This window comes from Streptomyces sp. NPDC093149 (genome assembly GCF_044754145.1).
In the GTDB taxonomy this organism is placed as follows: Bacteria; Actinomycetota; Actinomycetes; order Streptomycetales; family Streptomycetaceae; genus Streptomyces.
On sequence record NZ_JBIVON010000001.1, the window covers coordinates 336,330 to 349,052 of the forward strand.

General features: G+C 71.8%; 13 protein-coding genes. 8 read left to right on the plus strand and 5 right to left on the minus strand.

Translation table 11 applies throughout. The features are described from left to right. The first annotated feature begins 40 nt into the window (after positions 1–40). A complete protein-coding gene (locus ACIQCZ_RS01675) occupies positions 41–1,378 on the plus strand; it encodes an MFS transporter (RefSeq protein ID WP_402278694.1) in 1,338 nt (445 codons plus the stop codon). Beyond that, positions 1,375–1,830, plus strand: coding sequence for a DUF2809 domain-containing protein (locus tag ACIQCZ_RS01680; RefSeq protein ID WP_402278696.1), 456 nt, complete (start codon positions 1,375–1,377; stop codon positions 1,828–1,830). Before ACIQCZ_RS01675 ends, ACIQCZ_RS01680 begins: the two co-directional genes overlap by 4 nt. On the opposite strand, the gene ACIQCZ_RS01685 is transcribed toward ACIQCZ_RS01680, so the two are convergent. Continuing rightward, a complete protein-coding gene (locus ACIQCZ_RS01685) occupies positions 1,778–2,113 on the minus strand; it encodes a hypothetical protein (RefSeq protein ID WP_376271974.1) in 336 nt (111 codons plus the stop codon). The genes ACIQCZ_RS01680 and ACIQCZ_RS01685 overlap by 53 nt on opposite strands. A gap of 151 nt (positions 2,114–2,264) precedes the next feature. Here ACIQCZ_RS01685 and ACIQCZ_RS01690 point away from each other — a divergent pair, with 151 nt between their 5' ends. Further along, complete coding sequence (locus tag ACIQCZ_RS01690; protein WP_402278698.1) at positions 2,265–3,608, plus strand: MFS transporter; 1,344 nt, start codon at positions 2,265–2,267, stop codon at positions 3,606–3,608. 51 nt (positions 3,609–3,659) lie between these two features. On the opposite strand, the gene ACIQCZ_RS01695 is transcribed toward ACIQCZ_RS01690, so the two are convergent. After that, positions 3,660–4,265, minus strand: a complete 606-nt coding sequence (locus ACIQCZ_RS01695) for a flavin reductase family protein (protein ID WP_402280173.1) — start codon at positions 4,263–4,265, stop codon at positions 3,660–3,662. 284 nt (positions 4,266–4,549) lie between these two features. Continuing rightward, the gene (locus tag ACIQCZ_RS01700) at positions 4,550–5,185 is read right to left on the minus strand and encodes a DUF7003 family protein (protein ID WP_402278700.1); all 636 of its coding nucleotides are present in this window, start codon (positions 5,183–5,185) and stop codon (positions 4,550–4,552) included. A 243-nt stretch (positions 5,186–5,428) separates the two neighbouring features. Between ACIQCZ_RS01700 and ACIQCZ_RS01705 the strand changes: the two genes are divergently transcribed. The 4 genes from ACIQCZ_RS01705 (at position 5,429) to ACIQCZ_RS01720 (ending at position 8,356) form a co-directional block, all read left to right on the plus strand. Continuing rightward, positions 5,429–6,349, plus strand: coding sequence for a hypothetical protein (locus tag ACIQCZ_RS01705; RefSeq protein ID WP_402278702.1), 921 nt, complete (start codon positions 5,429–5,431; stop codon positions 6,347–6,349). A 51-nt stretch (positions 6,350–6,400) separates the two neighbouring features. Then, positions 6,401–6,781 (plus strand): ATP-binding protein, encoded by a 381-nt coding sequence (locus ACIQCZ_RS01710; protein ID WP_402280175.1) that lies wholly within the window; start codon positions 6,401–6,403, stop codon positions 6,779–6,781. Between the two features lie 275 nt (positions 6,782–7,056). After that, on the plus strand, positions 7,057–8,046 hold the full coding sequence (locus tag ACIQCZ_RS01715; protein WP_402278704.1) for a helix-turn-helix domain-containing protein: 990 nt from the start codon (positions 7,057–7,059) through the stop codon (positions 8,044–8,046). A 76-nt stretch (positions 8,047–8,122) separates the two neighbouring features. Further along, entirely contained in the window at positions 8,123–8,356 is a 234-nt protein-coding gene (locus ACIQCZ_RS01720; RefSeq protein ID WP_402278706.1) for a hypothetical protein, read from the plus strand. A gap of 148 nt (positions 8,357–8,504) precedes the next feature. Here ACIQCZ_RS01720 and ACIQCZ_RS01725 read toward each other — a convergent pair whose 3' ends face one another. Both ACIQCZ_RS01725 and ACIQCZ_RS01730 read right to left on the minus strand, forming a co-directional pair. Continuing rightward, positions 8,505–9,335 carry an enoyl-CoA hydratase/isomerase family protein gene (locus tag ACIQCZ_RS01725; protein ID WP_402278708.1) on the minus strand — a complete coding sequence of 277 codons (831 nt, stop codon included), beginning with the start codon at positions 9,333–9,335 and terminating at the stop codon, positions 8,505–8,507. Positions 9,336–9,402: 67 nt separating this feature from the next. Continuing rightward, on the minus strand, positions 9,403–11,631 hold the full coding sequence (locus tag ACIQCZ_RS01730) for an acetate--CoA ligase family protein (RefSeq protein WP_402278710.1): 2,229 nt from the start codon (positions 11,629–11,631) through the stop codon (positions 9,403–9,405). Between the two features lie 194 nt (positions 11,632–11,825). Here ACIQCZ_RS01730 and ACIQCZ_RS01735 point away from each other — a divergent pair, with 194 nt between their 5' ends. After that, positions 11,826–12,713, plus strand: coding sequence for an NAD(P)H-binding protein (locus ACIQCZ_RS01735; RefSeq protein WP_402278712.1), 888 nt, complete (start codon positions 11,826–11,828; stop codon positions 12,711–12,713). Positions 12,714–12,723 lie beyond the last annotated feature (10 nt).

The following is a 12,723-nucleotide window of genomic DNA, read 5'->3' on the forward strand; positions in this document are numbered from 1 at the left end:
CCTAGCTGGTATAGACCTTCAACTGATACATGTCACTGCCGTGAAGGAAAAGTCAGCGGAGTACCCGCGCATTCCCGCCGTTCGCGGCGAGAGCCCGTCGCCCCTTTCGCCCGGCTCTTCGAGTGGGGAGCCGCTGGGCGGTGACCTCGATGCGGGCCTGAGTGCGGGCCTGGGGGACATCCGGCCCGCCGAGCTCTGGAACCGTAACTTCCGGCTCTTCTTCGTTGCCCGTACCGCCGCGCTCTTCGGTGACGGCATGATCCCGGTGGCGCTCACCGCGGGCCTGCTGGGAGCCGGCCGGCCGCACTCGTCGGTGGGGTACGCGCTGGCGGCCTGGATGGGGCCGCTGGCGCTCTTCGTGCTCTTCGGCGGCGTACTGGCCGACCGGTTCACCCCCCGCCGGATGATGATCATCGCCGATGCGCTGCGGCTGGTCGGGGCCTCCGTACTGGCGGTCTCCTTCGCCGTCGGCAACCCGCCGCTGTGGGCGGTGTACGCACTGAGCGCGGTGGCCGGTGTGGGCGCCGCGCTCTTCCAGCCGGGCGTCGCCTCGACCGTGCCCCGGGTCGCCCCGGACGTGCAGCGTGCCAACGCGGTGCTCCGGGTCTCCGAGGCGCTCATGACCATGGCGGGCCCGGCCTTCGCGGGCATGCTCGTCGGGTTCGCCAGTGCCGGCGCGGTCTACGCGGCGAACGCGTCGACGTTCCTGGTCTCCGGCCTCTGCCTCTTCCTGCTGCGGCTCGCCCCGGCCCCGGCGGACGAGGTGCACCGCGGTACATTCGTCGCCGAACTGGCCGACGGGTGGCGGGAGTTCCGGGCCAGGAGCTGGCTGTGGGGGGTGATCGCGATCTGGACGGTGTACGGCTTCACGGTGCTCGGCCCGATGCTGCCGCTGACCGCGGTCCAGGTCACCGAGGCGCACGGCTCGGGGACGTACGGCGTGATGATGGCGGTGAACGGCGCGGGCAGCGTCGTCGGCGGGCTGCTCGCCCTGCGGCTGCGACCGCGCCGCCCGCTCGCGGCCGGAGCCGTCGCGCTGACCGCGGTCTGCGTGAACCTGGTGGTGCTCGGCCTGGGCATGCCGGTGGCCGCGCTCGGGACGGGGCAGTTCGTGGCCGGTGCGGCGTTCGCGTTCTGGCTGGTGATGTGGTCGACGACGGTCCAGACCCATGTGCCGCCCGAGGCGCTGAACCGTCTGCACGCGTACGACGTGGCGGGCTCCCTGCTGATGATGGCGGCGGGCCGGGCGCTGGCGGGGCCGGTCGCGGACCGGGTGGGCGCTCCCGAGGTGCTGCTGGCCGGAGCGGTGATCAACATGGCGGTGGTGGCGGTACTGCTGGTGGCCCGGCCGATCCGGCGGCTGGAGCGGATCGGGTGAGCGGGAGCGGGCCGCAGGGGACGGCGCCCCGGGTGGCGCGGACGGCGTCACGGGCACGCGCGGTCGCGGCCGGGGCCGCGGTGCTGACCGTCGCCGCCGGGCTCGGCGTCAGGGCGTTCGCGGACGGCGACGTCGCCAAGTACGCCGGGGACGCGCTCTACACCGTGCTGATCTGCTTCCTGGTCGCCGTGGCCGCGCCCCGCGCCCGGCCGGTCGTCACGGCCGGAGCGGCGCTCCTGTTCAGCTGGTCGGTCGAGCTGCTGCAGCTGACCGGGCTGCCCGCGGAACTCTCCCGCCACAGCACGGTTGCGCGGCTGGTGCTCGGCTCGACCTTCAACGCCCCCGATCTGTTCTGGTACGCGGTGGGGGCGGGGTTCGCCTGGGCAGTGCTGGCCCCGGTCACTTCTGCTGCTTCGCCCGCTCGCGCTCCTCGGACTTCTGCATCTCGATGACCTCGAAGACATGGGCGCTGGTCTGCCTGCGCACACTGCCCGCGACGAGCAGTGCCGTGCCGAGGACGGACAGGAGGGCGGAGATCCCGAGGACGGTGAGCTGCTTCGGCACCTCGGTGACCGCCTCGCACTGCGAGACGCGGTAGCAGTACGCGTCCCACTGTTCCGCCAGCAGGAAGCCCAGCCGGATCCACAGGACGCAGGCGACGACCAGCAGCACGGCACCCCAGGCCTGCATCAGCGCGGAGCGGTGGTGGAACCGCTGGCGTGCTGCCCACTGCATGAGATCCCCCGGTTCGGTAACGGCCTCCCCCGCGACAGGCGATCGTACGCGCCTTCGAGCACCGCTGGGCCGGAAGACGTCGATCGCTGTTGGCCCGATCCCTTCGAATGGTGTCTCTCCGGCCACTCGTCCGCACCTGAACGTGGACCGGATGCTGAGTGACGTGACCCAGACAACCGAAAGCGCCGCCCGGGACGACGACCGGCAGGCCACCCCCGTAGCCCCCGGCCGGCGCTCCCGCCTGCGCGTTCACCGCGCCTGGCTCGTCGCCGCCGTCACCTTCGTGACGATCATCGGCGGCGCCGCGTTCAACTCCCTGCCCGGCCTCCTCATCGACCCGCTCCACACGGAATTCGGCTGGTCGCGCGGCGAGATCGGACTCGCGGTCTCGATCGACATGGCGCTGTACGGGCTCACCGCGCCGTTCGCCGCCGCGCTGATGGACCGGTTCGGCATCCGCCGGGTCGTCGTCGTCGCGCTCGGGGCGGTGGCGGCCGGGGCGCTGGCCAGTGTCTGGATGACGGCTTCCTGGCAGTTGATGATCTATTGGGGGCTGCTCGTCGGCCTCGGCACCGGCTCGATGGCGATGGCCTTCTCGGCCACGGTCACCAACCGCTGGTTCGTCGCCCGGCGCGGCCTGGTCACCGGCATCCTCACCGCGGCCGGCGCCTCCGGACAGCTGGTCTTCCTGCCGCTGTGCGCCTGGATCGTCGCGGAGCACGGCTGGCGTCCGGCGTCGGTGACCGTGGCGCTCGCCGCGCTGGTCGTCGTCCCGTTCGTCTGGCTCCTGCTGCGCGACCATCCGGCCGATGCGGGTCTCGCCCCGTACGGCGGCACCTACGTGGCCAAGCCCGCACCCGCGCGCGGTGCGGCGCGGCGGACCGTACGCGTACTGGCCGACGCGGCACGCACCGGCCCGTTCTGGCTGCTCGCGGGCACGTTCGCGATCTGCGGCGCCTCGACCAACGGGCTGATCCGGACCCACTTCGTGCCGTCGGCCCACGACCACGGCATGCCCATCACCGCCGCGGCCTCGCTGCTCGCCGTCATCGGGGTCTTCGACATCATCGGCACGGTCTTCTCCGGCTGGCTCACCGACCGCTTCGACGCCCGCCGCCTCCTCGCCGTCTACTACGCGCTGCGCGGCGTCTCGCTGCTCTTCCTGCCGATGCTGATGGCGCCGACGGTGCATCCGCCGATGGTGTTCTTCATCGTCTTCTACGGTCTGGACTGGGTCGCCACCGTCCCGCCGACGCTGGCCCTGTGCCGTGAGCAGTACGGCGAGGACAGCGCCATCGTCTTCGGCTGGGTCCTCGCCTCCCACCAGGTGGGCGCGGCGCTGGTGGCGTTCCTGGGCGGTGTGGCGCGCGACGTGTTCGGCTCGTACGACGTGGTCTGGTACGCCTCGGGGGCGCTGTGCGCGACGGCGGCGCTGATGGCGCTGGTGATCCGCCGGGTCCCGGAGCCGTCGGGTGCCGCCGCGGGACTCGGCTGACGGCGCCGGCCGGTCTCGGAGCCTGGCGGGTGGTGGCGGGCGGCGGCCCGCTCACTCGCTGAACCGCCCGAACCTCCCCCGGTGGAACAGCAGCGGATCGCCCCCGTCCACCGCCCCCAGCGCCTCCACCCGGCCGACGACGATCAGATGGTCGCCGCCGGTGTGGACGGCGTGGATGCGGCAGTCGATCCAGGCCGGTACGGAGTCCAGCAGCGGCGATCCGGTCGCGGGGGCCGGCCCGTACGGCACCCCCGCGAACTTGTCGGCCCCGCTCACCGCGAAACTCCGGCACAGCGCGCCCTGTTGCGCGCCGAGGATGTTGACGCAGAAGGACCCGGCGCGGGCGATGCGCGGCCAGGTCGTCGACGTACGGGCGACCATGAACGCGACCAGCGGCGGGTCGAGGGAGAGCGAGGCGAACGACTGGCAGGCGAAGCCGGCCGGACCCGCCTCGTCGTCCGGGTCGTGCGCGGTGACGACGGTGACCCCGCTGGCGAAGTGACCCAGTACGCGCCGGAATTCCCCCGGGTCCACCGGGAGCCGCTCGCCGTCCGCGACAGCCCGCAGTTCCGGGCGCGGCAGCGGATCGACCGGCGTCGGCCCGGTACTCGTGGCGGCGCCGACGGACCTCAGGTACCTGACGGCGGTGGCGGCCATGCCTGCGTGTCCCATCACGCTTCCCATTGAAACTGACGATGCATCAGTTCGGAAGGGGTGGGGCGGCGAATCCGGACGGAACAACGGGACTGCGCGCTCCGGAGACGCCTCGGAGAGGTTCCAAGCCGCTCGGAGCCGCTTCCGCCCTGTCTGCGTGGCGGCAGGGGGGTGCCCCTGTCTGTTTCGGCAATCCCGGCGGCGGTGTTCACGAGGAGTTCGCTCACTCACTCGACGCCCGCCGTGCCGCGTTGCGGGCGCAATTCCGCCGAACGTGCGGCGACCGGTCACAGAGTTCCGGAGTCCGGCCAGTTGGACCAGTGGGTATTGGGCGAAAGGCTCGGTCGGTAGCGTCCGATGTCTCCGGACGCCAGGGCTTCCGCGATCTGCTGGTAGGTCTCACTCGTGCTGGGAGGTGTCTCGATGTCCTCCGGCTGATGCCATTCCTCCAGTTGCAGGACCTTCGGCAGGTCCCCCGGAATCCTTGACCGCACTTCGGCTTCGTCGGCAAGGATCAGATCCCGGTACTCCGGCACCAGCCGGCGGAACACGACTTCGAGCGGCTCGCCGGGTTCCCCCTCCACGGCCGGCGTTCGGCCCCTGACAACCATGGGAGCACCACCTGCGTAGGTCTCCTGATCGTCGATCTCCTCCATGTTCTCGATGCGATAGTGGATGCCCTCGTCCCCACAGCCCGGTTCACCGGTGATCAGGCAATTCCCGTAGGCGCCCACGACATTGACGAGGTTGCCCATGCGCGGGTTGTATCCCACGGTCTCGATGATCAGGGCCCAGCGCCCCGGGTCCCGGTAGAGGTGCATCCGCGCATCCACTGCGTAGAAGTAGCCGTTGTCGGGATGAGGGATCTTGAACTCGGCGGCGCATGTGTCCAGTTGGGCGAGAATTTCGTTCGCTTCGATCACCTCGCGGACGCTATCAGGGCTGACTGACTGTGGAGCGTGCGTCACTTCGTCCGGAGGAAGCCCTCGATGTCTGCGGAGACATCCCCCAGGTCATGCGCTTCGACAGAGGGCACGCAGCCATACTGGCCCTGGGGCCAGCCGCCCCGTAGAGGGGCCACGGAAAAGGCAACGGGGCGAGTGGCGGCGGCAGGGGCGGTACGGGCGGTGCGGGGCGGTGCGGGTCGCATGGGGAGGGGAGGTTGCGTGTCGACGCACATCGAGGGAGGCGCGAGGCCACCCGTCGCGGTGTCGGAGATGTGGAGCGGCCGGTCGATCACGGCGAGCGCGATCACCCAGTTCACGCTGGTCCTGCTGGGCGTGGAGATCGCGGGTTTCGTGGAACTCGCCTTCCAGGCTCCCGCTCCGCCGGACGACCCTGCGGCCGCATTGCTGATGGTGCCGTTCCTGCTCTGCTTCGGTGGCCCGTTCGCCCTGGTGGCGAGCCTGCTGGTGATCCTCCCGACCGTGGAGGCGGCGCGCTGGGCGAGCGCCCGGTTCACCGGCCGCGAGGCGTGGTGGTGGGTCCCCGTGGCCGCGCTGGTCCCGGCCGCGGTGGGCGCCGCCGTGGCCGGCATCGCCCTGCGTCCGGCCCCGGGCACGCTGCTCCTGTGCTGGCCGGCGGGCGCGGCGCTGCTGGCGGTCCCCGCGCTCGCCGCCCGCGAGGTCGTGCTGCGACGCCGTCGGTTGCGAGGCGTGGCCGGCTGGTGCGTGGCGGCGGTCGTGGCCGTGTACGGGATCGGCGCGGGCCTGTACGGCACCGGCCTGATCACGGAGTACCGCCCGCCGAAGGCCGACACCGGCCGACTGGCCGGGACCTGGACCGACGGCGGGGACGGCACGCTGCGCCTGGCCGCCGACGGCACGGCACGCGCCGACGCGCTGACCGAACCCGGTGACACGTGGCCGGACCCGGCGAAGCACCGCTGTTCGGGCCGGGGCACATGGAGCTACGAGGCCGGTGACTCGACGACCTGGGGTCAGCGCGTACGACTACGGATCGACGGCTGCCCCGCCCACGCCGGAACCGACGGCTGGCGGATCGGCGGCACGTCGGACCGGATCGAGCTCAACTACGAGTACGGGGACCCGGATTCACCGGCCTGGTACACGCTGACCCCGCGCTGATCGGCTGTCGGTCAGCCACCAGCGGCGTACGCCACGAGGTCCGCCCAGGCGCTGTCGCCCACCCGCCGGGGAGCCAGGCTCGCCCGGCTGCTCACCACCGCACATCTGGGCGAGTGGGGGATCCCGTCGGAGCCGGCCGCACAGATCGTTGCCGAGCCGGCGGCCAACGCCGTGGTCCATGGCCGGGTGCCGGGGCGGGACTTCCGACTGGACCTCGCGGTCGACGGCGGCGGCGCGCTGCTGCGGATCGAGGTGAGCTATGCGCGTGGTGACCGCCTTCCGTCTCTTCCGGCGGGCGCGGCGGTCCCGGACGGCGACGCCGAATCCGGGCGCGGCCTGCTGATCGTCGAGGCGCTGGCGGATCGGTGGGGTGTCAGTCCCGGGCCCCTTCCCCGTAAGACCGTCCGGGCCGAACTCGACCTCGTACCGTGACCGCCGCCACCGGGTCGCGGATTTCCGCGATCCGGTGGTCCGCGACGCGGTTCCGCACGACATCAAAAGCCTTGAAGAACTGGGGAAATGAACTTTCCCGACCCCACCCTGCCGTCCGTCACCCACATGGGTGAGATTGGCCAACTTGTCTGCTGTTCGGGTCGGTTGGCCGGCATATGCTCGCCGCGACGAATCACCCCAGACATGCGACGGCCCCCGGCCGGGACTGGCATCCCGATCGAGGGCCTGACCAACGAGGAAGACAGGCCTTCCCGATGGATACCCAGCAGATTAGCGGGCCTTCGCGCCCCCCGTCCCGCACACGCGAAGACGCAACGCTGTACTCCGGTGTCGTGCACAACAACTCCCGGCACACCAGTCGTTTCACGGTCGTGGGCAATCACCTGACTCAGCACCACGAGCTCTCCCTCACCGCGATCGGGCTCGCCGCGCACATCCAGTCGCTTCCCGCCGGATCCGGGATCGGCATCAAGGACCTCACCGCCCGCTTCCCTGAGAGCGAGGGCCGGATCGCCGCCGCGTTACGCGAACTCGAAGCCCACGGCTACCTCCGACGCACCCGCACGCGCCTGGCCGACGGCCGCATCGTCACGCGTACCGTCTCCTGCAACCAGCCCGCCGGCCGGCGGCCCGCAGACACCCGGCCGGGTCGTGACCGTCCGCCGCACCCGCAACGGAAGGTCCGGCCGCCCGCGCCCGGCCGACCACGCCGGGAGACCGAGGCCGACGACACGCGTCCGCTCGGATCTGCGGCCCGCACTCTGCCCACACCGCGCCGCGAGCCCACACCACGCCGTGACCGCGCCCCGCACGGCCGGGCCACGCCCCTGCTCGTACCGCAGCCGGCCTTTCCCGCGGCGTCCCTCCTCCGGACCGCAGCCGACCTGATCGCCGGGCTGCACCACAAGGACCCGCGCCTGCTGCTCTCCGCACAGGACGTCGACGTCCTGGCCCCGGGGGTCGCCGCATGGCTGGAGCGCGAAGTCGGCCCGGCGGCCGTAGAACACGCCCTGACCAGCGAACTCCCACCCGAACGGCTGCTCCGCCCGGCCGGGCTCCTCGCGCACCGGCTCACGGCCCGGCTTCCGCCACCGCCCCCGTTCAGACCCCCGGCCGATGTCCCGCCCCGGCCCCTCCCGCTGCAGAACTGCGAGAGCTGCGACCGGGCATTCCGCGCGGCGGAGTCAGGAGAGTGCCCCGACTGCCGGACCGACAGCTCCCATCCCACCGATCGACACGTCTAGGAAACCCAACCCCATCGTCGAGCTCACCGCACAAGGCTTGGGCAACCGCCCGGCCGCACAACAGTGGAGGAACCTGGTGGCTGTGGATCTTTCCTTTTACAAGTCCTTCATGTCGGAAGAAATCCGGGACGAAGGCCGCGCAGAAGGAATTGCGCGGGGCATCTTGCTCTTCCTTGCCCGGGCCGGTGTCGATGTGCCCGACGAGGCCCGTGAACGCATCGTGGGCTGTACCGACCTCGACGTTCTGAGCCGCTGGCTTCTGCGTGCTCCCGCCGCCACGTCCGTCGAGGATGTCTTCGCCGAGGAGTAGGCAGGCTGTGGCCGGGACCCGCCGGTGGCCCGCCGACACCGACCGGCGGGTCCCGGCCGCACAGCGCCGGAGAGGTCTGGTGGCTGCGGATCCCGGGCAGTCCCACCCGGTATCAGGTGAGCGGGGACCGTGAGCGCCCCAGGGTCGCTCACAGTCCCCGGTACTTCGGCGTGCGCCGCTCCACGAAGCTCGCCACCCCCTCGTTGGCGTCCTGCGTCGTCATATTGATCTCCTGGGCATTCGCCTCCGCCGCGAAGGCCGTCGCCCGGTCGGCGTCCAGCGATGCGTTCACCAGTTGCTTGGTGAGGGCGATCGCCCGGGTCGGCCCCTCGGCCAGCCGCTGCGCCCACGCGCGGGCGGTTGCCGCCAACTCCTCGTCCGGGACGACCCGGTTGACCAGACCCAGCCGTTCCGCCTCCGCCGCCGGGAGCGAGTCGCCGAAGAACATCAGTTCCTTGGCGCGCTGCGGTCCGATCAGGCGCGGCAGCAGGTACGCGCCGCCGCCGTCGGGCACGAGGCCACGGCGTACGAACACCTCGATGAACTTCGCCGACTCGGCGGCCAGCACCAGATCGCAGGCGAAAGCGAGGTGTGCGCCGATGCCGGCCGCCGTGCCGTTGACGGCCGCGATCACCGGCTTCTCGCAGTCCAGGACCGCGGCGATCAGACGCTGGGCGCCGAGCCGGATGGTGCGGGCGACATCACCCGGCACCCGGTCGCCCGTCGCCGGGGCGCCGCGCAGGTCGGCGCCCGCGCAGAAGCCGCGGCCGGCGGCGGTGAGGACGACGGCCCGGACGGCCGGGTCGGCGGAGGCCTCGGCGAGCAGAGCGATGACGCGTTCCCGCTGGTCCCAGGTGACGGCGTTCATCGCCTCGGGACGGTTGAGCGTGATCCAGGAGACGCCGTTGTCAGTGGCGTGGAGTACCAATGAATCAAGCGGTTCGACGGACTCGGCGGTGTCTTCGGGGGAGGACGGCATGAGGCAGCTCCTGGGTGTGTGGTGTGGCCGGTGGCGCGGCCACAGAGGCGGTCGACGGGGTGACCGGTCAGCGGCAGACGGCCAGCGCGTCCAGCGCCACCGCGCCCTGCCCCCGCCCCAGCACCATCAGCGGGTTGATGTCCAGCTCGGCGAGGTCGTCGCCCAGTTCCAGCGCCATCCGCTGCACCCGCAGTACGACCTCGACGAGCGCGTCCACGTCCACCGGCGGGCCGCCGCGCACGCCCTCCAGCAGGGCCCGGCCACGCAGTTCGCCGAGCATCGACCGCGCCTGGTCCTCGCCGAACGGCGGTACGCGAACCGCCGCGTCGTGCAGCACCTCGACCAGCACGCCACCGAGCCCGACCGTCACCGTCGGTCCGAACAACGCGTCCTGCGTGACCCCGACCATCATCTCGACGCCCCGCTCGACCATCTGGCAGACCAGGATGCCGTCCAGCTCGATGCCCTCGTACCGCGCGATGTCGGTCAGTTCCCGGTACGCGTCGCGCACCTGGCTCGCGGAGGTGAGCCCGACCTTGACCAGGCCCAGCTCGGTCTTGTGGGCGAGCCGGGCGCCCGACGCCTTCATGACGACCGGGTAGCCGACCAGTCCCGCCGCCCGGACGGACGCGGCGGCGCTGGTCACCAGCTGCTCGCGCGGAACGCGGATTCCGTACGCCCGCAGCAATTGCTTCGCCGCGTGCTCGCTCAGCTGCTGTCCCGGGCGCATCAGTGCCTGGGCCTTGCGGAACGAGGGCGACGGCGTGCGCGGCGCCTCGTCGAAGGGGGAGCGGTAGGAGGCGGTGAACCGGTGGTGGTCCAGATATGCCTTCACGGCGGTGATGCAGTTGCCGAAGGTACGGAAGGTGGCGACGCGGGACGAGCCCAGCAGCGTCGTGCGGTACGCCTCCTCCGTACCGACGGGCGAACCCCACACCACGCACACCAGCTTGTCCGTGGCCTCCGCCGCGTCCACCAGGTCCTGCGCGAGTTTGTCGCTCATCGGGGGGAAGGGGCCGGTGATCGGACAGATCAGGACCCCCACGTCGGGGTCGGCGAGGATCGCGTCGATGATCTTCCGGCCGCGCCAGTCGCCGACCGGGTGGCCGCCGTTGTCGACCGGGTTCGCCACGTTCAGATAGCCGGGGATCCACTCGTGCAGCTCGCGCTGCTTCTCCTCGGACAGGGTGGGGATCTTCAGTCCCGCGCCGGTCGCCAGGTCCGAGAAGTGCGCGCCCGTGCCGCCCGAGATCGAATACACGACGACCCCGTCGGCCCGGGGCTTCCGCGCGCGGGCCAGCAGGGCCGCGGTGTCCTGGAGTTCGTCGAGCCCGTCCACCCGGATCACGCCGAACTGCCGCATCGCCGCGTCCACCACCTGGTCGGCGCCGGTCAGCTTGCCGGTGTGTGACGCGGCCATCCTGGCCCCCGTCTCCGTACGCCCCACCTTGACCGCCACCACCGGAACACCGGCCCGTGCCGCCCGGTCCGCGGCCAGCAGGAAGGAGCGCCCGTCCTTGAGCCCCTCGACGTAGCAGGCGATGGCCCCGACCTCGGGGCGCTGCGAGAAGTACGAGATGAAATCGGCGGTCTCCAGATCGGCCTCGTTGCCCGTGGGCGCCCAGTGCGAGAGCCGTACGCCCAGCTCCTGAAGGGTGTAGACGGGGCGGCCCTGGTGACCGGACTGGGTGATCAGCGCGATGGCCGGCCCGTCCAGGTCGTCCCGGAACCTCTCGAAGGCGTTGAGGTTGGTGTTCGGCCCGAGCAGCCGCAGCCCGGACCGTTCCACCGCCGCGGCCAGTCGCGCCTGGGCGGCGGCTCCCTCCTCGCCGGTCTCGGCGAACCCGGAGGCGAAGGCGACGGCGAACTTCACCTTGGCCTGTGCGAGTTCCTCGATGACCGGGAGCGGATCACCGACCAGCAGCACGGCCAGATCGACCTGCTCCGGCAGGTCCGCGACGGAAGGGGAACAGGGCCGCCCGAACACGGACTCCCGACTGGGATGCACGGGATACAGCCGCGCCCCGACGCGCTCGGCCCAGCCGATCAGCTGTCGGGTGATCCCGGTATTGGGCCGCCCCTCGGTGTCGGACGCGCCGATGACGGCGACGGACTCGGGCCGGAAGAACCGGTCCAGATCCGGCACCGGCGCGTGCAGCGGGCGGCCGCTGACATCGAGATCGCCCTCCGCGGCGGCGGCCGCCATGCTGTGGACGATGGCGTACGGCTCTTCGCCGCAGGCCACCACCCTGGCGCGGAAGTCGGTGGTGAGGGTGCCGTGAGTCGATCCAAGCATCGTTCCGCCCACTCCTGCTAGAGGTCCGTCGGGTGATCGTGCTCGGCCAGCCTGAAGCTGACACACTGTCAGGTTACTGAACTGACGGCCCGTCAGGAATGGGCGTGCAGGCAAAGGCTGCCGCGGACGTCCGGACATCCATTCCGGATTCCGGGACATGGCCGGTGGCCGGGGTGTCGGGACAGGCTTCCCGTATGACACAGAACGCACAGCAGGCGCAGGAAGCACGGAGCGATTCGGACCGGCCCGTACTCGTGATCGGCGGTACCGGGAAGACCGGGCGCAGGGTCGTGGACCGGTTGCGGGGGCAAGGGGTGGAGACGCGGGTGGCGTCGCGGTCCGGGGAGACGCCGTTCGACTGGGCCGACCCGGGGACCTGGGATGCCGCGCTGGAGGGGGCCGCGGCGGCGTACATCGTTCCGCTGGACCTGACTCCCTCCCGGACCCCCGCCCTGGTGGAGCGGGCCGCGGCGGCCGGGATCGGGCGGCTGGTGCTGTTGTCCGCCCGGGGCGTCGACGTGCCGGGGTACTTCGGGGATTCCTACGACGGGGCCGGGCCGCACATGGAGGGGGAGATCGCGGTGCGGGCCTCGGGGGTGCCGTGGACGATCCTGCGGCCCGGCTGGTTCGCGCAGAACTTCAGTGAGGGGGTGTTCCTCGACGGGGTGACGGGCGGTGAGCTGGCGCTGCCCGCGGGGGACGGGGCCGCCGCGTTCGTCGACGCGGACGACATCGCGGACGTCGCCGTCGCCGCGCTCACCCGGCCCGGTCACGAGGGCCAGGTGTACGAGCTGTCCGGGACGAGGGCGCTCACCGTCGACGAAGCGCTGGCCGAGATCGCGAAGGTCACCGGGCGGCGGGCCGCTTATGTCCCGGTTCCCGAGCAGGAGTTCCGGGCCGGGCTGGTCGCCCAGGGGATGGCCCCGGAAGAGGCGGTGCTGTGGGCGGACGCGATGAAGCCGATCCGTACGAGCCAGGAGGCTCCGGTCGTCGACGGCGTGCGGCGTGCGCTGGGGCGCGAGCCGCGGGACTTCGGCGAGTTCGTGCGCAGGGCCGCGGACGCGGGCGCCTGGACCGGCTGAGCCGGCCCTG

Excerpts from the sequence above, each read along its gene's own strand:
- ACIQCZ_RS01685 (WP_376271974.1), bottom strand. The coding sequence starts at position 2,113 with ATGCAGTGGGCAGCACGCCAGCGGTTCCACCACCGCTCCGCGCTGATG.
- ACIQCZ_RS01690 (WP_402278698.1), top strand. The coding sequence starts at position 2,265 with ATGCTGAGTGACGTGACCCAGACAACCGAAAGCGCCGCCCGGGACGAC.
- ACIQCZ_RS01695 (WP_402280173.1), bottom strand. The coding sequence starts at position 4,265 with ATGGCCGCCACCGCCGTCAGGTACCTGAGGTCCGTCGGCGCCGCCACG.
- ACIQCZ_RS01715 (WP_402278704.1), top strand. The coding sequence starts at position 7,057 with ATGGATACCCAGCAGATTAGCGGGCCTTCGCGCCCCCCGTCCCGCACA.
- ACIQCZ_RS01725 (WP_402278708.1), bottom strand. The coding sequence starts at position 9,335 with ATGCCGTCCTCCCCCGAAGACACCGCCGAGTCCGTCGAACCGCTTGAT.
- ACIQCZ_RS01730 (WP_402278710.1), bottom strand. The coding sequence starts at position 11,631 with ATGCTTGGATCGACTCACGGCACCCTCACCACCGACTTCCGCGCCAGG.
- ACIQCZ_RS01735 (WP_402278712.1), top strand. The coding sequence starts at position 11,826 with ATGACACAGAACGCACAGCAGGCGCAGGAAGCACGGAGCGATTCGGAC.